An 18,518-nucleotide genomic window follows, 5' to 3' on the forward strand; every position below is an offset into this window, starting at 1 on the left:
GAATAACGGTAATGTAATTTTGTGCTTATTTCTATGATAGTATTATAAAGTATATCACCTGTATTGTAAAGATTATTTATCAGCATCTTTTTTTGTCTATGACCAGCATGGCTTGCAATTACTGTTTATAATAGGGATTAAATTCATTGGTATAAATTTGCCCTGGTTTGATACCAGGCTTAATCTCCCCAAACTCTGTTAACAAATCGATCCATACCTGAACAGTTTCATCTGTCATGATTCCATCAGGGGCAAAGTAACGTATTTTTACTTTAGAGGGATCAATATTAGCCCGTTTGGCAGTAAGTTCAGCCGCCTCTTGTTTGTGGTCATTCTGCCAGTTAATGGTTTTAGCCATAGCGGTAACAAAGCGTTTTACCACATCCGGTTTTTCCTTAATAAACTTTTCCGTAAAATACAAAGGTGTCGCACCGGCCACGGTACCCCAAGGCTCATAATCACTGAACAGATAATCAAATTCCGGGTTGACCCTGAGATCGGCAGGAAGCCTGTTAAATCCGGCAACATCAACATCACCCTGGCGTAAAGCCTGTTCCATCATTGTCTCAGGCATGATGATTATGTCAATTTTGCCGCGAGGGTCTTTGATCCCGCCTGTACGCATATAGCCATAGGGTATATATTCATTGCAGCCACCATAGGCAGTTATACCTACTTTTTTACCGACAAGGTCCTGCGGTCCTTTTATCGGGCTATTTTTCCGGGTTATATAGGTATGGTGCGGGATTTCTTCGGTAGTTTCCGACTGGGCGACAACAGCCTTTATTTTTGCACCAGCCGAAATTCCGGCGATTGTCCGGTTGACATGGGCACCACCCACATCGATTTTTCCGGCAACAACAGAAGCAACTAACTGTCCACTTGGCACAAGCCCCGCGTAATTCAGCTTTATGCCTTGCTCTTCAAAAAATCCCAACTCCTCACCAACCCAATAGAGTACCGTTGAGGTAGGATCAGGAGGGGTGGGCACCTTGATTTCATCATATTTTTTCCCGGCAGCAGCTCCATCGCCACTCTGCTTGTGAACACCATTGCCACAACCAATTACAAATAGTAAAGTTAGCGGAATCAAAATAACTATGATCAATATCCTTAGTTTGAGCAGTTCTTTCACACGATCCACCTCCATCTAAATAATTTTACCGCCACTTTAAGGAAGTCTTACCACTAAAAAAGGCTAAGAGTGGTTATCCACTCTTAGCCTTCAGCGTAACGGCTGATCAGCAGCTGCTTATATCGCAATACTGATTATGTAAATTTGTTCCTCTACTTTTTCAATAGCAATCTATTTCTTTTCATTGGGATTAAATTGATTAGTATAGATTTGCTCCGGTTTGATACCGCCTTTTATTTCATTAAAGTCGGTAAGCAAATTAATCCAAACAGTAACTGTATCTTCCAAAATCACCGCATCTTTAGCGTAATGACCAGGTTTAATGGTCTTAGGATCAACATTGGCTCGTTTAGCAGTAATTTCAAGGGCTTTCTCCGGATTGGCGTTGGCCCAGTTGTTTGTTTTTGCGACTGCTGTCACAAAACGTTTGACTACATCCGGCTTCTCCTGAATAAATTTCTCGGAAAAATACGCCGGTGTCGCCCCGCCAATGGTTCCCCATATATCGTAATCGCTGAAAATAACCTGGAATTCACCGCGTTCTTTAATGAAATCAGTGGTTTTATGCATCATAGCCAGGTCAATATCGCCTTGGCGCAAAGCCTGATCCAGCTGTGGTTCGGGCATAACGATGACCTGTACCTTGCTTTTAGGATCATCTATCCCATTTTTTTTCATATAGGCATAGGGGGTGTATTCATTGCAGCCACCAATCAAGGGTATCCCTATTTTTTTGCCAACCATGTCCTGTGCGCTTTTGATCGAGCTGCTTTTTGTAATCACGCCTACCATATGCGGTATGTCCTGACTCGTCTCGGTATTTGCCGACACTGCCTTGATTTTGGCACCGGCGGAAATTCCGGCAATAGTCCTATTGATATGGGCACCGCCCACATCAAGCTTCCCCGCCACAACCGAGGCCACCAGTTGGGTAGACGGAACAACACCGGCATATTCAATTTTTATTCCCTGTTCTGCAAAAAAGCCGAGTTCATCCCCTACATAGTAAATCGAAGGGCTTGTAGGTGCGCTAGGAGTAGCTACCCTGACAGTATCAAGTTTTTTTGTTGAGCTGTCATTAGTAGCTGTGGTTGGTTGGCCCTTTGAGCACCCTGCATTCACCAGCAGTAAAACAACTAGCACTGCCACGATTATTATTAGTTTACCCCTGAGCTTATCTTTCAAACTCATCACATCCTCAACAATATCAAATTTTATTTACGGGCACTGGAATTAAATTCATTGGTATAAATCTGTTCTGGTTTTATATCCCCTTTTATTTCACCAAACTCTTTTAACAACTCAATCCATACTGTCACTGTTTCTTCCTTAATGACGGCACCGGGAGCATAATAGCCTTTCTTCACCAATGTAACATCCCTGTTTGCCCGTTTGGCAGTAATCTCGACCGCCTTTTGCGGATTTGTATTTATCCAGTTGTTTGTTTTGCCCACTGCGTTGGTAAAACGTTTAACAATATCAGGTTTCTCGGAGATAAACTTTGTAGAAAAGTACAACGGCGTTGCCCCACCGATAGTACCCCAAACATCATAATCAGTAAACAATACTTTTAGGCCCTGACGCTCTGCAATAAAATCCGGGGTCTGGTGCAGCCCGGCTATGTCAATATCACCTTGACGCAAGGCCTGCTCCAATTGTGAATCCGGCATTGTAATAATCTGAATTTTATTTTTAGGGTCAGTTATGCCGGCCTTTCTCAGATATGCATATGGAGTATACTCATTACACCCACCTACTGTACGCAGGCCTATTTTTTTACCTACCATATCCTGGGCATTTCTGATTGGACTAGTATCTAAAGTGACATATGTCATATGAGGCATATCCAGAGTTGTTTCACTGGCCGCTGCCACAGCCTTGATTTTTGCACCAGCGGAAATGCCGGCAATAGTCCGATTAACATGAGCACCGCCAACATCGATTTTTCCTGCAACAACTGAAGCAACCAATTGCGTGGAGGGAACAACGCCAACATATTCCAGTTTAATCCCCTCTTCAGCAAAAAAGCCTAGATCTTCACCAATATAAAATATAGATGGGCTAGTTGTTTCGACAGGGGTGGCGACCCTAATAATATCCGGTTGTTTCCCCTGACTTTCAGCGGCAGTCTTTTGCGGCTGATGATTAGTGCAGCCAATCACAAACATTAATAATAACGTTAAAACTGTAGCACTTGTTATATGTTTAATACTGTTGCTGCTTTTCACATAACCCCGCCTTTTCAATGAAATTAAGTAACACCAGCTATTTAAGCAAGCATCTCCACAAAGGCTTTTACCCTGGTAAGCACCTGGCCACTGGGCGCTCCGGTCTGGAATGACCCCTCCAGGTTGATGCTCGGGATTCCCTTCTCATGGAAATACTTGCGCCACATCTCCCTGTCAACACTTGCAAAGGAACAACCAATATAACCATACAGGATAATACCGCGGGCGCTCAGCTTATCAACTTCATGCTCAAGTACATTCCGGGCGTACACACCAGCGCCGGCACCCGCATTATCATAGACCCACCTCGCCAGTGATTCTACCGGTGGAATGTCTTCCCGGTACAGTTTAAAGGGGACGCTGCGTAACCCGAGCAAAGCACCGCCAGCCTGGTCGATGGCTTCATAGATTCCAAATTCCTGGCCTGTTCCCCCCGCCCAGACCAAGGGGATAACATTCTTTAAATCGGCTTCATTAACCGGCTGATTTTTCAGTTCCTCGATCAGTAAATCAATAGCCGCCTCGTATTCTTCCGGTTTACCGAAATAGTTATTTAGGCCGATATTCAGCATCACAATCGTCGCTAAGCTGCGTACATAAAATGGGCGTTTTTGCCTTAATTCAAGAACTGTTCTTAGTTTAGTCAGCAGACGATTTTTGCGCTGAATCTCCACCCTGAGCTTATCTTCATCAATCTGTCTCTTGCCGGTAAGCCATTCGGCAATATCATAAATCTGCTCAACAAAAAATTTAACTAACTCTTCTAACCGCTTACCCTCTACGGCAGGACCACGGTAAACAACATCATTATTGTATACATCATAGCCTTCGCGTTTCATAATCTCCCAGGCCAGATTGTAGGGCTCGCAGGCCGAGCTATTACCGATAATCCTTTTTATCGTACTGGTATTACGACGCCGGTGCCACTGACCTACCGTACATTTGACCATTGAGCAGGTTTCCACCGGGAACTGGTAATAGTCTTCGGCGATCTGCATGGCCTCCTTATCGCTTAAACGCCCCATCTCACTATAGGATACGGGTACAACACCAAAAGAATAAATCAACGGTACTTGCCAACCGGCCGCATTGCTCCAAACCGCATCCTTTTTTCCTTCCTTATAAGCTTGTTCGATATCTGGAATATAAGATTCGGAAAGATCTAATATCTTATTAATTGCCTTTGAGTAACTGTGAACCTTCTTGCAGTGTTCAATATAATCCCGCTGACTATAAACTTCCTCTATATCCATTAATCGGTCCCCTCTTCCAGACTTATTTCTAAAAAAAACAAAACTAAAGACACTCATCGCGTCTCTAGTTTTTCTCCAGTCAACCCTATGTTTAAATTAATTTATTCATTTGCACTTCATTTAGATTATGCAGATGCCTCTGCTTTTTCCACCCGTTCGGCAACAACACTCTTTTGCGCAATTACCGCTGCACCTAAGGCGCCGGCATAAATAGCATCTAATTTAACCTCACTGAAAGGATGTCCCAATACCTCTTCTAATGCTTTTTTCATGCCACTATTATTAGAAACCCCGCCGGAGAATACCAGATCGGCCTCTAAGCCAATCCGGTTAAATAGATTTTTTACGCGGCGGGCAGTTGCAATATGAATGCCAGCTGCTATATCAGCCCGTTTTTCGCCTTTTGCTTTCAGCGAAATAACCTCCGACTCCGCAAATACCACGCATTGGCTGCTAATATCTGAAGGTTTTGTTGCTTTTAATGCTTCATTGCCCAGTTCTTCGGTAGTCAAATCTAATAGGCCGGCTACTTTCTCCAAGAACCGCCCGGTACCGGCGGCACATTTGTCATTCATAATGAATTCTACCACTTTGCCATTTTTCGGATCTACCCGAATGGCTTTGGAGTCCTGGCCGCCAATATCTACGATGGAACGGACTTTTGCATTCAGGGCATGAGCCCCCATGGCATGGCAGGAAATTTCGGTGACAATCTTGTGCGTAATATCGCTAAAATTCAGAGAAACACGCCCATAACCGGTACCCACAATATAAGCAATATCTGAATTCTGCAGTCCGGACTGCTTTAACAGCTGTCCAAACAGCTTATCTGCAGTCTGTTGAGTAAACACAGCCGTAGGCGTAATCGCGGTGAATAATTTACCATCAGCTAAAAGAACAGCTTTGCCGGTTCGCGAGCCAATATCAATACCGATTACCCGGTCGTTGGTTATGGTAGAACCGACCTTTTTATCAAGTACTTCTGTTATCTTCATATTGTCCACCCCTTCTATTGCCTGTTAAGCAAGCATCTCTACAAACGCTTTAACCCGGGTTAATACCTGGCCACTTGGTGCGCCAGTCTGAAACGATCCTTCCAGATTGATGCTCGGTATCCCTTTTTCATGGAAATATTTGCGCCACATCTCCCGGTCAACGCTGGCGAAAGAGCAGCCGATATAACCATACAGGATCAAACCGCGGGCATTTAGCCTATCAACTTCATGCTCCAGTACATTACGCGCATACACACCGGCACCGGCACCGGCATTGTCATAGACCCATCTGGCTAACGATTCAATCGGCGGAACATCCTCCCGGTACAGCTTAAAGGGAACACTGCGCAACCCCAACAGGGCGCCACCAGCCTGGTCGATAGCTTCATAGATTCCAAATTCCTGGCCGGTTCCACCTGCCCAGACCAAGGGGATAACCTTCTTTAGATCAGCTTCATTAATTGGCGCATTCTCCAGTTCTTCAATCAGTAAATCAATAGCTGCCTCGTATTCTTCCGGTTTGCCGAAATAATTGTTTAAACCAATATTCAGCATTAAAATTGTCGCTAAACTGCGTACATAAAACGGATGCTTACGCCTTAATTCCAAAACAGTCCGCAGCTTGGTCAGCAATCGGTTTTTTCGCTGGATCTCAACCCGCAGCTTATCTTCATCAATTTCCCGGTTACCGGTAAGCCACTCTGCTACATCATGAATCTGCGTAACAAAAAACTTAATTAACTCTTCCAAACGCTTGCCTTCTACAGTAGGCCCGCGGTACACCACATCGTTATTATATACGTCATACCCTTCCCGCTTCATAATCTCCCAGGCCAGATTGTACGGCTCGCAGGCCGAGCTGTTACCGAGAATACGGTTGATAGTACTGGTGTTGCGGCGCAAATGCCACTGCCCCACCGTACATTTCACCATCGAGCAGGTTTCTGCCGGAAACTGGTAGTAGTCTTCAGCAATCAGCATAACATCCCGGTCACTTAAACGCCCCATCTCACTAAAGGCCACCGGGATGGTATCGCACGCATAGATTACCGGCACCTCCCAGCCATAGGCATTACTCCAAACGGCTTTTTTCCTGCCTTCTTTGTAAGCTTTTTCAGCATCTGGAACATAGGCTTCGGAGAGGTCCAGTATTTTGTTGATTGCCGGGGAATAGCTGTGAACCTTTTTGCAATAATCAACATAATCACGCTGACTTTGAATATCCTCTATTTCCACAAACACCCTCCTCAATTTGCTCAATACATGCCAATATATATTCTTAAGACAACATTTCAATAAAGGCTTTTATCCGGGTTAACACCTGGCCGGTAGGCGGTCCAACCTGATATGAACCCTCCAGGCTAATACTGGGAATCCCTTTATGATGAAAATGTTCCCGGAATAACTCTTTGTCAACACTGGAAAATGAACACCCAATATAGCCATACAGCAGCAAGCCACGCGCATTTATTTTATCAATCTGTTGTTCAATAAGCTCCCGCATATAAGTTCCCGCACCGGCGGCATGATTATCATAGATGTAGTGAACCAATGCCTCTATTGGCGGAACGTCTTCCCGGTATTTTTTTAAAGGTACGCCCCGCAACCCTAACAGGGCACCACCAGCCTGATCTATCGCATCATAAACCCCAAATTCCTGGCCTGTTCCATAACCCCAGACTAAAGGAATAACCCGTTGCAAATCTTCCGGACTCACCGGGGCTGTTTCCAGTTCATTGATCAATAAATCAACGGTTTCCTCGAACTCTGCCGGTTTGCCAAAATAAGTGGATAAGCCGATATTAAGCAGCAGAATTGTTGGCAAACTACGGATATAAAAAGGGTTCTGAATTCGCAGGTCCAGGATTCTCTTGATTTTATCAATTAACCGGTTTTTGCGCAGTATTTCAACCTTCAGTTTTCCTGCATCAATAACCCGGTTGCCTGTCAGCCATTCAGTCACACCGTAGATTTGTTCGATAAAGAACTCTTTTAGCTGCGCCAGTCTGTTACCATCCACGCCTGGTGCCCGGTAAATACTCTCAATGCAATAGACATCATAGCCCTGGGTTTTCATAATCTCGTAAGCCATATTGTAAGGCTCGCAGGCCGAGCTGGTTCCCAGGATACGGTTAATACTAGTCCCGCGGCGTTTGTGCCATTGACCTACAGTGCATTTCACCATCGAGCAGGTTTCTACCGGAAACTGGTAATAATCTTCGGCTATCAACATGGCTTCCCGGTCGCTAAGCCGGCCCATTTCGCTAAAAACAGCAGGAATAATATCCAGGGAATATAATAAGGGAACCTCCCATGCACTGGCCCGGCACCAAATAGCATTTTTCCCGGCATTGTAGGCCTTTTCGGCGTCATAAATATATGACGCCGAAAGATCCAGTAACCTGCCAACCGCCGGGGAATAACCATGAACTTCTTTGCTGTAAATCAGGTAATCACGCTGATTTTGAACTTCCTCGATCAGCATCAACAATGCCCCCTCTTTCGCCCAGCACCTCAATAAAGGCTTCCAGCCTGGTTTTGAGCTGTCCCTGGTCGCTGGCAGAGTAATCGATAGGCACCTCTAACACCGGTATGCCAATTTTTTGGTAATGCCTAAAGAATTCGTGCTTAATCTGTCCGTAGCACGGGCAGAACTTCAGGTACACGTACAATATTCCATCAACCTGGTATTCCTGTGCCAGATCGCCGGAGATGGTAATCCGCTCTTGCAGTGGTTTCATCCGGGTGCACGGCGATTGGTCCAGATAACCTTCAGCAAGCGCCTGATAGGGGTCTCCTTCTTCGCTGATCTGGAAGCTGACATTGCGGGAACCGGTGCAGTGATCCTCGATAACTACCCGCGCGCCCACTGTATCCTCAATCAGCTCCAGTAATCTCCGGTCACCATCTGCTACAATGCCGCCGGCCATCATCAGCCGGATCGGTTTGCGGCCCTGATCTGGCACTGCAGCCAGAGTATCATAGATTTGCTGGTACAAAATCAGCAATTCTGCCGGTGGCAGGTAATAGTAGCCTTTGATGAGATCCAGGAAGTCTTTGCCTTTGATGGGCGGATTCTCCCGTTTGCGCAAATCGGAGATCTTCTTTAATACGCCCCGTACCTTATTATAGATTTTGATTTGTTCCCGTACGGCTTCTTCACTTACGGTATTTCCCGACAGCCTTTCCAGGTCTTCTTTGAAGTTTAATATCTCTGTCCGGTAGTAATTCCGTGAGGACTCTTTCTCCCGCAGGCGGGGCAGGGTATAAATGTCGGTGGGGGAGAAAAAGTCACCGATTGCCTCCCCGACTTTTTTAATGCAGTCGCAGGTATAGAAGGTATAGACTTTATCAAGTGCTTTATATAAAGGGTCACCTTCCTTGAAGGCTCCCAGAATACTCTTGGTAAAATCGCAGAATACACTCTGGGTGATTTGTTCACCGCTGGCAACGACTTCGGTATTGCCCATTTTAAACAGCCGCAGTTGATTGACACCAGCGGCATTGATCAGTTCCAGCGGGGTATATGTGCACAAATAGCCGACACTCTTTTTCCCGTCGTCTGCGGCGATAATGGTTTCCTGTTGCTTAACAATCCGGCTTTCCAGGTCAGTCAGATCCAGGCTGAAGCCGTTTTCTGCCGCCTGCTCACCGCGAACGCCTGTTGCCTGATAGTTTAGCGCGTGTACAGCAGCGCCTAACGCACCGGCGTAGATGGCATCCAATTTAAATTCACTGATGGGGTGTTCAAGCAAGTCTTCAATGGCTTTTTTCATACCGATATTGTTCGAAACACCACCAGAGAAGGCTAAACCGGGTTCAAGTCCAATCCGGCTTAACAGGTTGCGTACCCGCCGGGCTGTAGCCAGATGAATGCCGGCGGCAATGTCTTCCTGGGTTGCACCTCTGGCCCGCAGTGAGATGACTTCTGATTCGGCAAACACCACGCACTGGCTGCTGATTTCTGAAGGTTTAGTAGCGTCCAGCGCTACTTTTCCCAGCTCGCTCAGATCCAGATCCAGCAGTTGCGCTACCTTTTCCAGGAAACGGCCGGTGCCGGCCGCACATTTGTCGTTCATAACAAATTCTACTACCCGGCCGGTCTCCGGGTCGACTTTAATGCCTTTTGAATCCTGGCCGCCAATATCAATGATGGTCTGAATTCCCGCATTCAGATAGTGTGCGCCCATCGCATGGCAGGAGATCTCGGTTACAATCTGGTGGGGAATTTCATTAAAACTCATGGCTACCCGGCCATAACCGGTACCGACAATATAGGTAACATCCGACCGTTTCAGACCAGACTGTTCTAAGAGTTCGGCCAATAATTCATCCGAGGTTTCCTGCATATCAATACCGGTAGGAGTTTGGACAGTGTACAGCTCATCCCCGGTAAACAGTACCGCTTTTCCTGTTCTTGAACCAATATCAATCCCCACTACGGTTGCACCGGTGATGTTTGAAATAAGGCTTTGGTCAATGATTTCTGCTATTTTCATAGTTCTCTCTCCCTTTGTTCAATTAAATTTTTGTGGTAGTACCGTGTCAGCTCTAAAACGGTAGAATAATGGCGAGGATATTTTTCGCAAACCAAGGCGGAGGAGGGAGGCATACCGGACGTATGCTGACTGACGACAACGAAGGGTTGCGGAAAATAGACCGTCAGTATTCACTGGATTAGGGCTGACACGGTACTAGGCCAGCATTTCAACAAAAGCCCTGATTCGTGTCAGAATCTGCCCGGTGGGGGGACCAACCTGGAAGGTACCCTCCAGATTGATGCTGGGAAAACCCTTTTTATGGAAATAATCCCGCCACATCTCCCGCGCCACGCTGCCGTAAGAGCAGCCAAGATAACCATACAGCACAAGCCCCCTGGCTTTAACCTTTTTCAGTTCCTGCTCAATAACTTTTTGTACATAAATGGAAGCTCCGGCTTCCTGATTGCCCAGGACATGGCGGGCTAATGCCTCCACTGGCGGCAATGTTTCGTCATAGTTATTAAAGGGATAACCGCGGAAACCGAGCAGTGCACCGCCGGCCTGATCAATGGCTTCATAAATGCCAAATTCCTGACCGGCGCTGCCTACCCATACCAGCGGAATGACTTTGGCCAAATCGCCTTTATTTACAGTTGCTGTTTCCAGTTCTGTGATCAGCTCATCCAAAACAGCTTCATACTCTGCCGGTTTACCAAAATAGGTATTTAAACCGGTTAGTAAATAAATTGAAGGCAGGCTGCGCATATAATAGGGGTTTTTAATACGTAATTCCAGCACTCTCCGGACCTTGACAATTAAGCGGTTTTTCCGCTGAATCTCGGTCTTCAGCTTATCTTCATTAATCTCTCTGCTGCCAGTCAACCACTCTGCCGTTTCATAAATTTGTTCGATTAAGAACTGTACTAACTGTTCCAGTCGCTCGCCTTTAACGCCAGGAGCCCGATAGACAACATCGATGGCATGAACATCATAACCCTCTTTTTTCATCAGTTCCCAGGCCAGATTATAGGGTTCGCAGGCTACACTGGCGCCAATAATCCGCCTGATGCCGGAGCCACGGCGTTTATGCCATTGACCAACCGTGCACTTAACCATTGAGCAGGTCTCCTGGGGGAACTGGTAGTAGTCTTCAGCAATAGTAACTGATTCCAGGTCACTCAAGCGTCCCATCTCGCTATAGGCCACCGGGATAATATCTGAAGCATAGGCCAGCGGTATCTCCCAACCGGTAGCCCGCGACCAAACGGCATTACTTTTACCTTCTGCATATGCTTTCTCAGCATCATAAACATAAGATGTGGATAGGTCTAGTAATTTGCCGATCGCCGGTGAATAGGGATGTACCTTAGTTTTACTATATATCAGGTAATCCCGTGGGCTCTGAATATCCTCAATGTCCATAATAGTTTTCCTCGCTTTCTAAAGTGCCGCTCATTTTACTATATCTTGGCGTTAGGATTAAATTCGTTGGTAAAAATCTGTTCTGGTTTCACGTCATTTTTTATTTCCCCAAATTCTTTGAGCAAATCAATCCACATTGTTGCTGTTTCCGGCTGAATGATCCCCTTAGGGGCAAAATAGCCGGTTCGCAGCAGCTTAGGATCAACATTTGCCCTCTTAACAGTAATATCGATAGCCTGTTGCTGATTGGCGTCAGCCCAGTCATTGGCCTTAGCTATAGCCTTAACAAAGCGTTTTACGACATCAGGCTTTTCCTTAATGAATTTTTCCGAGAAATAGAAGGGAGTCCCGCCACCGATTGTCCCGAAAACATCATAGTCGGTGAACAATACTTTTATACCACCGCGTGCTACTAAGAAGTTAGGGTTTTTGTGAAACCCAGCCACATCAATATCGCCTTGCCGCAAGGCTTGCTCAAGGTTTGCTTCCGGCATGACAATAACCTCGATCTTGCCTTTAGGCGACTCTATGCCGTTTTTCTTGAGATAGGCGTAGGGTGTGTATTCATTGCAGCCGCCAATCGTGGGAATGCCTACCTTCTTACCAACCATATCCCTGGCACTTTTCACCGGACTGTTATCCAGCGTTACATAGACCATATGTGGTATTTCTTTAGTGGTTTCGGTGCCGGCTACCACTGCTTTGATCTTGGCTCCTGCGGAAATACCGGCAATCGTTCTGTTGATATGTGCGGCTCCGACATCGATTTTCCCGGCCACCACGGAAGCAACTAGCTGTGGTGACGGTACCACTCCCACATATTCCAGTTTGATACCTTCCTCAGCAAAATAGCCTAATTCGTCAGCAACCATATAGATATCAGGCCGGGTTACATCGCCGGGAGAAGGAATCCGGATTATATCCAGCGGTTTGGCAGAGCCTTCACTGGCGGTCTTTTGGGGTTCCTGGTTCTTGGAGCATCCGAATACCAACAAGGATAAAATCGAAATCATAATTAGAGTAAAAACCGTTGTTTGCCAGCGGCTTCTAAGTATAGTTTTCATTACACAGCCTCCATATTATTAATATTTGGTGTCTAGAAGAGTAAATCAATGCTGCTTGCATAGAGGCCATCAGGAGTAAAAACCCCTAGCCTTCAGTTAGGTTGCTGACCGGCTATTTGTATTATTAATGCAAAACCTATCCTGGTTTCGCTAACTGGCGGAAGCCGATAATCCGGCCTTCTCAGCGCTGCTAGCTGCGAGGTTGCGCTGCGCAATGACGGCTCCGCCTAAAGCCCCCGCATAGATGGTATCTAGCTTAACCTCACTGATTGCATGGCCTAGTACCTCTTCCACAGCCTTTTTCATGCCGGCATTGTTTGCTACCCCGCCGGTAAATACCAGATCCGGCTCCAGGCCGATCCGGTTAAACAGGTTACGGATACGGCGCGCAGTCGCAATATGAATACCAGCGGCAATATCTGCCCGTTTTTCCCCTTTCGCTTTTAGCGAGATCACCTCTGATTCGGCAAATACCACGCATTGACTGCTGATATCTGATGGTTTTGTAGCACTAAGTGCTTCCTGGCCTAGCTCTTCAGTAGTCAAATCCAGCAGTTGCGCCACTTTTTCCAGAAAACGCCCGGTACCGGCTGCACATTTGTCGTTCATAATGAATTCGACCACTTTACCGTTTTTAGGGTCTACCCGGATTGCCTTGGAGTCTTGTCCGCCAATGTCAACAATTGAGCGCACATTGGCATTAAGTACATGGGCCCCCATGGCATGGCAGGAGATTTCGGTAACAATTTTATTGGGAATATCGCCAAAGTTCAGCGATATCCGGCCATAGCCGGTACCAACAATATACTGAATATCTGATTGTTTCAAACCGGTCTGTTGTAGCAGTTTATCAAACAGTTTATCGGCAGTCTGCTGTGTAAAAACAGCAGTGGGCGTAATCGCAGTATATAGCTTACCTTCAGTTAACAATACAGCCTTCCCAGTCCTCGAACCTATGTCGATACCAATGACCGTATCATTGGTAATCGTCCCGGCCAGTTTTTTATCAACAACATCCACTATTTTTTTCATCCTGGTCACTCCTTCGTTTTGCTAACCATTTCCTTGGCTAAGCATCGCATTTGGCGTCTTATCAGGCAGCACCTGTTGTCCCTTTCCAGCGGGTAAGGTACTGCTCCAGCTTAACAATCAGATAGTTTACCGACATCCCCAGCATAATCAATATCATAATACCTGCGTACATTTTTTCGACCTGATATTTATGCTGGGCATCAAAGATCAAGAAACCTAACCCCGCGCTGGCACCGAGCATTTCAGCAGCTACCAGAATAATAATTGAGCGGGTGGCACTAATCCTGAGCCCGGTAAGAATGGACGGTACGGCAGCCGGTAATATAACGTGAGCAAATAAGCCTAACCGGGACATCGCCATCGACCGTGCTGCTTTGACCAGCAGCGGGTCAACCGTCTTGACACCCTCAATGGTATTAATCAGAATCGGCCAGATGGACCCCCAGAAGATAATGCCGATTTTGGACAGTTCTCCCAGCCCAAAGACCAGGATAAATACCGGATATAGTGCCAATGTTGCTGTATTCCGGCAGATCTGCATCAGCGGATCTACTATTTTTTCCAGGCGCTTAAACCACCCCATGAAAATTCCCAGCGGAATAGCAATCCCAACAGCGATAAAAAAACCCAACAATGTGCGGTGAAAGCTTGCCAGTGCATGCTTAAACAATTCACCAGAAAATATCAGGCTAAGCAAACTTTGGATAACGTCACTAAAGGGAGGTAAGCTACGGGAGTCAATGAAGCCCACTGACGGGAGGATTTCCCATGTAGTTATAACTAACCCGATTGCAATGAATCTTTTTAAAAATTTCCAGCCTGTTTGCCAATAGGTATTTAACATGATCTCACCACCCTTATATAAAAGGAATATCCTGTCTATCTGTTGCTAATTAAGGTACTTAAAATATCAGTAGCCAAACGTAAACCCCCGCGATAACCGGCATACGCCTGATCGGTTACTACCCGGTTGCTTACCGGATAGGTTACACTAAGAAATCCGGCTTTAAATTCATGGGCCAGCGGCCGGTCCCAGGTGCTGCCAAGTACAAAAGCAGGACTGATAGGTGAACCGTACTCATCCGGTTCTTTTGCCAGTTCTTCCTGCAACGAGGTGGCAATCCGGCTGGTATCTGTTTCGAAAATCAGCTTAGGCCGCAGTTCTACCGGCAAGGAATTAAACCGTGCTGTTACCTTAGCCTTACCGGTATCATCCAGGATGTCGGTTACCGCAACAAGGTACGGAATCCAGCCAAAATCGTCGGCAATAAACCGGGTAAGGGCATAACTGTAATTGGCGTCACCTACAACAATAGCAAAGCGCTGCAAATCAAGATCATTGTATAACTCCGCGACATGCTCTACATAGGCGTAATACCATTCGGTTTCCCGTTGTACCACTGCTGCCAGGACGCTTGGCTCTATCGCAATATGCCTGGCAAGCTCTGCTAAAAACGCCTGGGTCGCAGTAGGGCCAATCGGTAACGGAATATTAACAAACGGTATTCCATGAATTTCTTCAAATGCCTGAGCTGCGCCCAAGCCGTGCACATCAGACAATACAACATTTAAGGCAGCCTGCGAAGAGGTTTTCAACGATGACAGCTTATCAAACGGGCTGAAAAAGGTGTTCACCTGTAATCCCAAATCTTCCAGTATCCGTTTCAATTCCAGCAGATTGCCTCGCCAGAATACATCCTGGGTGGGTATAACACCTAACAGGTTAATCTGATTGGCAACCTTAGCAAGCCCCTTTTCCACCACCTGGTCGATCAATGCCGCCAGAATCAAATCATAGCCACTGGCTGAATTACCTTTAAATCCGCCTGTTTCAGCAACTACCAGCGGCTTTCCCTCAGCCTGGAAGCGTCCGGCGATCGACTGAACATCATCCCCGATGATATCTGTCATGCAGCCGGTTATCACAGCATACAGATCTGCATCAATAATCGCCAGCGTGCTGTCGATCTGCTCGGCCAAACGGCTTTCACCACCGAAGATTACCTCTTTTTCCAGGATGTTGGTGCTTGGCGTAGCCCGCCCGTTGCAATAGCTGGTTCCCCAATACCCGCTGCCTGATTTCGCCGCGCCGTCAGCGGCCGAGGCGCAGCCGGGAGCTGAGTGTACAATCGCGACAGCCCGGTTAATTGCATTGATGGTTACCAGCGCACCGCCTAAAGCACATTGGTAACGCGGTTTTTCAATAAAATTACTGCTCATTGTACTGCCACCCCTTTTGCATCCTGGTTTATGAGCAGATTTTGCTCTGAAACCTGAATAGCATCCAGAACCTTAATAAAAGTGAATGGGTTTTGCTCATACCAGTCCGGTTTGTATGGATTTTGTGTGTTTTTCGCCAGATTCCTGTTGAAGGAGAAGTTCCTAAGGACCCTGGCCGCTTTTTTTGCTACTGAATAGAAGCCCTGATAGCCAATATAGCTGTCAAAGATTCTAAATATAGTTACTGTAGGCAGCCCCAGTTTAGCCGCCCAGATATTATCAGTTACGTGACCGATAAACAAGTCAGGTTTAGTCTTTTGTAAAAGGTTGGTCAGTTCAAATGGCTGAAAATTGGCGATATCGACAGCAAAGTTTTTACCGTTTTGCTTCTGCACCAGCTTTTCATAGTAGTCTTTGCCAAAGTGATCATGATGGTAGGAGCGGACCCCAACAACCTCCATGCCCAGTTCCTGGAACAATGCACCAGTCACCAGGGCCCTGAACTCACCGGCACTTAAGAATACCGACTTGCCATTCAAAGCAGGCTGATATTTGGCTACCGCCTGCCAAACCTTCTTTTCTTCAGCTGCAATAACTGCTTCGGCTTGCTTTTCCAAGCCAAAATGACCGGCAATATCAAGCAGCCAGGTTCTGGTATTTTCCAGACCTATCGGCATATCTTTCAGGACATAAGGCACGCCATATTCTTTGTACAGATAATCGATGAAATAATCATCATGGGTGGGACAGACACTGATAGTCAGATCGGCCTGAGTCATATTGCGAATATCTTCCCGGGTAGCGAAATTGGGGCCAATAGTAACATCAATACCGATCGCATTAAGCAAACGGGTGATTTCGTCCTCATCAGGCTTACCAACAGAGGCCAGATTGATCACATTGACTAATGGCCGTTGACGCTTGTTTTCCGGGCTCCGCCGCGGTGGCCGTCCTTCCTTATCACTTTCGATAAAACCATGGACAATGGCGTGAAATGCCACATCATACCCTGTTGCCCACACCTTGGTTTTAAAGCCCTCGCAATAAGCGGCAAGCACTGGAATATCCAGTTTATCTCTCACCCGGTCGATTACACTGGCGACATCATCACCAATAATCGAAGGGGTGCAGGTCTGGAATACCACAATGGATTTGGGTGAATAGCGTTCATAGGTTTCAAGGATGGCATTCTCCAGTTTTTGTTCGCCGCCATGAACAACATCGCTTTCGGTTAAGTTAGTCGACACCCAGATCCCGTCCTGGGCGTTGGTATTGCCTTTTTGTACATTTCGCAACCGGATGCCGATAACAGTGCTGACACCATTGGCCGCACAGCCGATAGCGCCATGAACAACCACCGCCGTATCCGGCAAAGTCAGCAGCATACCCATCGTGGGCAGCAATTGACACAACCCTGATTGAGAAAAAGCCCGTTCCTGATCCTTCAGACACCCTCTATTCTCGCCCTTCAGGCCGCAGGCTGTACCGCCGTAGGCGATGCACGCCTCCAGCCTGCTCTCGCGCCCTGGCACCACTTTATCTTCTAATAAACTCATCCTTTGACCCTCCTGTTATGTACAGCGGTGGAGCGTTGTTAACACACCACCCGACTGCGCCGCAAGCTTTCTTTTTTCAATCACCAACAAACTTTTCTTTCCAGCCTGTCAGGCGTTTTTCTAATGCGACAAGCAGATAATTAATGGTGACTCCAAGCAGCGACATGGTAATAATACCGGCATACATTTCCGGTACGGCATACCGTTCTTCAAAGTAAAAGATCATAAACCCCAGGCCGGCATTGGCGCCAATCATCTCGGCAGCCACCAGCACCAGAATAGAACTGGCCGCACTTAGCCTGACACCTGTTAATATTGAAGGCAGCGCTGCAGGTGCAATCACCTTATACAGCAATGTCAGCCTTGAGACACCCATAGAACGGGCAGCCTTTATCAATAGTGGGTCAGTATTTTTTACACCGGAAATGGTATTGAGCAGTGATGGCCAAATGGTACCCCAGATGATGATCGCCATTTTCGAAGCCTCACCTAATCCAAAAAACAGGAGGAAAACCGGGTACAACGCTAAAACAGAAGAATTCCGGCAGGCTTGCACCAGGGGATCAACCACTTCTTCAAGTTTGCTATACCATCCCATAAAAATCCCCAGTGGAATAGCAATCCCAATACCAACAAAGAAACCCGTAAATGAGCGGCTAATACTGATTGAAAAATGCCTGAATATTTCTCCGGAAACGACCATTCTAAATAAGCTTTGTATTACCTCACTAAATGGCGGCAGAAGAAAGGGATCAATTAACTCCAATCGCGGCGCGAGCTCCCATACCAGCAATACAAGAACAATACCAAACGTTTTTTCCAGTATGTTTACTACCGGGGCAAACGATAGGTTAGTTAACCATCCGGGTTTAGAGGCAGCCGCCTGCTTATTCTGATAAACCCTGCGAAAATTATTAATTACGTGTTCAATCATCCAACCCGCACCTCCTTAAAATGATTTTAAATTTTTATCAAAAACCGGAAAAAACAAAAAGGCCGGAAACGCCCGCTTTGCGTCTCCAGCTTATTTACCGGTCAACCCATACAATTTCCCGCTATTCTATTAATACCGTAATTACCGGTAAAACAGTTTTGCACACGTCTCTTAATTCTCCATCTCCTTTCCTAAAAT

General features: G+C 46.4%; 15 protein-coding genes. All 15 read right to left on the minus strand.

Translation table 11 applies throughout. The annotated features are described in order from the left end of the window. Window positions 1-118 precede the first annotated feature (118 nt). Window positions 119-1,135 carry an ABC transporter substrate-binding protein gene (locus VN379_RS19750; RefSeq protein WP_325537013.1) on the minus strand — a complete coding sequence of 339 codons (1,017 nt, stop codon included), beginning with the start codon at window positions 1,133-1,135 and terminating at the stop codon, window positions 119-121. Window positions 1,136-1,306: 171 nt separating this feature from the next. Continuing rightward, a complete protein-coding gene (locus tag VN379_RS19755) occupies window positions 1,307-2,326 on the minus strand; it encodes an ABC transporter substrate-binding protein (protein ID WP_325537015.1) in 1,020 nt (339 codons plus the stop codon). Window positions 2,327-2,349: 23 nt separating this feature from the next. Continuing rightward, window positions 2,350-3,363: an ABC transporter substrate-binding protein gene (locus VN379_RS19760; RefSeq protein WP_325537017.1), complete on the minus strand. Its 1,014-nt coding sequence runs from the start codon at window positions 3,361-3,363 to the stop codon at window positions 2,350-2,352. 41 nt (window positions 3,364-3,404) lie between these two features. Beyond that, entirely contained in the window at window positions 3,405-4,616 is a 1,212-nt protein-coding gene (locus tag VN379_RS19765; RefSeq protein WP_325537019.1) for a 2-hydroxyacyl-CoA dehydratase family protein, read from the minus strand. Between the two features lie 125 nt (window positions 4,617-4,741). Next, window positions 4,742-5,611 (minus strand): acyl-CoA dehydratase activase, encoded by an 870-nt coding sequence (locus VN379_RS19770; RefSeq protein WP_325537021.1) that lies wholly within the window; start codon window positions 5,609-5,611, stop codon window positions 4,742-4,744. Between the two features lie 24 nt (window positions 5,612-5,635). Next, window positions 5,636-6,847 carry a 2-hydroxyacyl-CoA dehydratase family protein gene (locus VN379_RS19775; protein WP_325537023.1) on the minus strand — a complete coding sequence of 404 codons (1,212 nt, stop codon included), beginning with the start codon at window positions 6,845-6,847 and terminating at the stop codon, window positions 5,636-5,638. A 43-nt stretch (window positions 6,848-6,890) separates the two neighbouring features. Continuing rightward, window positions 6,891-8,096, minus strand: a complete 1,206-nt coding sequence (locus tag VN379_RS19780; RefSeq protein ID WP_325537025.1) for a 2-hydroxyacyl-CoA dehydratase family protein — start codon at window positions 8,094-8,096, stop codon at window positions 6,891-6,893. Continuing rightward, entirely contained in the window at window positions 8,065-10,110 is a 2,046-nt protein-coding gene (locus VN379_RS19785; RefSeq protein ID WP_325537027.1) for a 2-hydroxyacyl-CoA dehydratase, read from the minus strand. Before VN379_RS19785 ends, VN379_RS19780 begins: the two co-directional genes overlap by 32 nt. A 195-nt stretch (window positions 10,111-10,305) precedes the next feature. Next, window positions 10,306-11,514, minus strand: coding sequence for a 2-hydroxyacyl-CoA dehydratase family protein (locus VN379_RS19790; protein WP_325537029.1), 1,209 nt, complete (start codon window positions 11,512-11,514; stop codon window positions 10,306-10,308). 38 nt (window positions 11,515-11,552) lie between these two features. Continuing rightward, window positions 11,553-12,578: an ABC transporter substrate-binding protein gene (locus VN379_RS19795; protein ID WP_325537031.1), complete on the minus strand. Its 1,026-nt coding sequence runs from the start codon at window positions 12,576-12,578 to the stop codon at window positions 11,553-11,555. A 150-nt stretch (window positions 12,579-12,728) separates the two neighbouring features. After that, the gene (locus VN379_RS19800) at window positions 12,729-13,610 is read right to left on the minus strand and encodes an acyl-CoA dehydratase activase (RefSeq protein WP_325537033.1); all 882 of its coding nucleotides are present in this window, start codon (window positions 13,608-13,610) and stop codon (window positions 12,729-12,731) included. Window positions 13,611-13,671: 61 nt separating this feature from the next. Next, window positions 13,672-14,454 (minus strand): ABC transporter permease, encoded by a 783-nt coding sequence (locus VN379_RS19805; protein ID WP_325537035.1) that lies wholly within the window; start codon window positions 14,452-14,454, stop codon window positions 13,672-13,674. A gap of 35 nt (window positions 14,455-14,489) precedes the next feature. Further along, entirely contained in the window at window positions 14,490-15,830 is a 1,341-nt protein-coding gene (locus VN379_RS19810) for a nitrogenase component 1 (RefSeq protein ID WP_325537037.1), read from the minus strand. Further along, window positions 15,827-17,386, minus strand: a complete 1,560-nt coding sequence (locus VN379_RS19815; protein WP_325537039.1) for a nitrogenase component 1 — start codon at window positions 17,384-17,386, stop codon at window positions 15,827-15,829. The genes VN379_RS19810 and VN379_RS19815 overlap by 4 nt, the downstream gene beginning before the upstream one ends. A 76-nt stretch (window positions 17,387-17,462) precedes the next feature. Next, on the minus strand, window positions 17,463-18,320 hold the full coding sequence (locus VN379_RS19820) for an ABC transporter permease (protein WP_325537041.1): 858 nt from the start codon (window positions 18,318-18,320) through the stop codon (window positions 17,463-17,465). Between the last annotated feature and the right edge of the window lie 198 nt (window positions 18,321-18,518).

Source organism: Sporomusa sp. (assembly GCF_035561255.1).
Taxonomy (GTDB): Bacteria; Bacillota; Negativicutes; order Sporomusales; family Sporomusaceae; genus Sporomusa.

What these genes read in the sequence shown, in the direction of transcription:
- VN379_RS19755 (WP_325537015.1), bottom strand. Translation starts at nt 2,326, where the DNA reads ATGAGTTTGAAAGATAAGCTCAGGGGTAAACTAATAATAATCGTGGCA.
- VN379_RS19765 (WP_325537019.1), bottom strand. Translation starts at nt 4,616, where the DNA reads ATGGATATAGAGGAAGTTTATAGTCAGCGGGATTATATTGAACACTGC.
- VN379_RS19770 (WP_325537021.1), bottom strand. Translation starts at nt 5,611, where the DNA reads ATGAAGATAACAGAAGTACTTGATAAAAAGGTCGGTTCTACCATAACC.
- VN379_RS19780 (WP_325537025.1), bottom strand. Translation starts at nt 8,096, where the DNA reads ATGCTGATCGAGGAAGTTCAAAATCAGCGTGATTACCTGATTTACAGC.
- VN379_RS19785 (WP_325537027.1), bottom strand. Translation starts at nt 10,110, where the DNA reads ATGAAAATAGCAGAAATCATTGACCAAAGCCTTATTTCAAACATCACC.
- VN379_RS19790 (WP_325537029.1), bottom strand. Translation starts at nt 11,514, where the DNA reads ATGGACATTGAGGATATTCAGAGCCCACGGGATTACCTGATATATAGT.
- VN379_RS19795 (WP_325537031.1), bottom strand. Translation starts at nt 12,578, where the DNA reads ATGAAAACTATACTTAGAAGCCGCTGGCAAACAACGGTTTTTACTCTA.
- VN379_RS19800 (WP_325537033.1), bottom strand. Translation starts at nt 13,610, where the DNA reads ATGAAAAAAATAGTGGATGTTGTTGATAAAAAACTGGCCGGGACGATT.
- VN379_RS19805 (WP_325537035.1), bottom strand. Translation starts at nt 14,454, where the DNA reads ATGTTAAATACCTATTGGCAAACAGGCTGGAAATTTTTAAAAAGATTC.
- VN379_RS19810 (WP_325537037.1), bottom strand. Translation starts at nt 15,830, where the DNA reads ATGAGCAGTAATTTTATTGAAAAACCGCGTTACCAATGTGCTTTAGGC.
- VN379_RS19815 (WP_325537039.1), bottom strand. Translation starts at nt 17,386, where the DNA reads ATGAGTTTATTAGAAGATAAAGTGGTGCCAGGGCGCGAGAGCAGGCTG.
- VN379_RS19820 (WP_325537041.1), bottom strand. Translation starts at nt 18,320, where the DNA reads ATGATTGAACACGTAATTAATAATTTTCGCAGGGTTTATCAGAATAAG.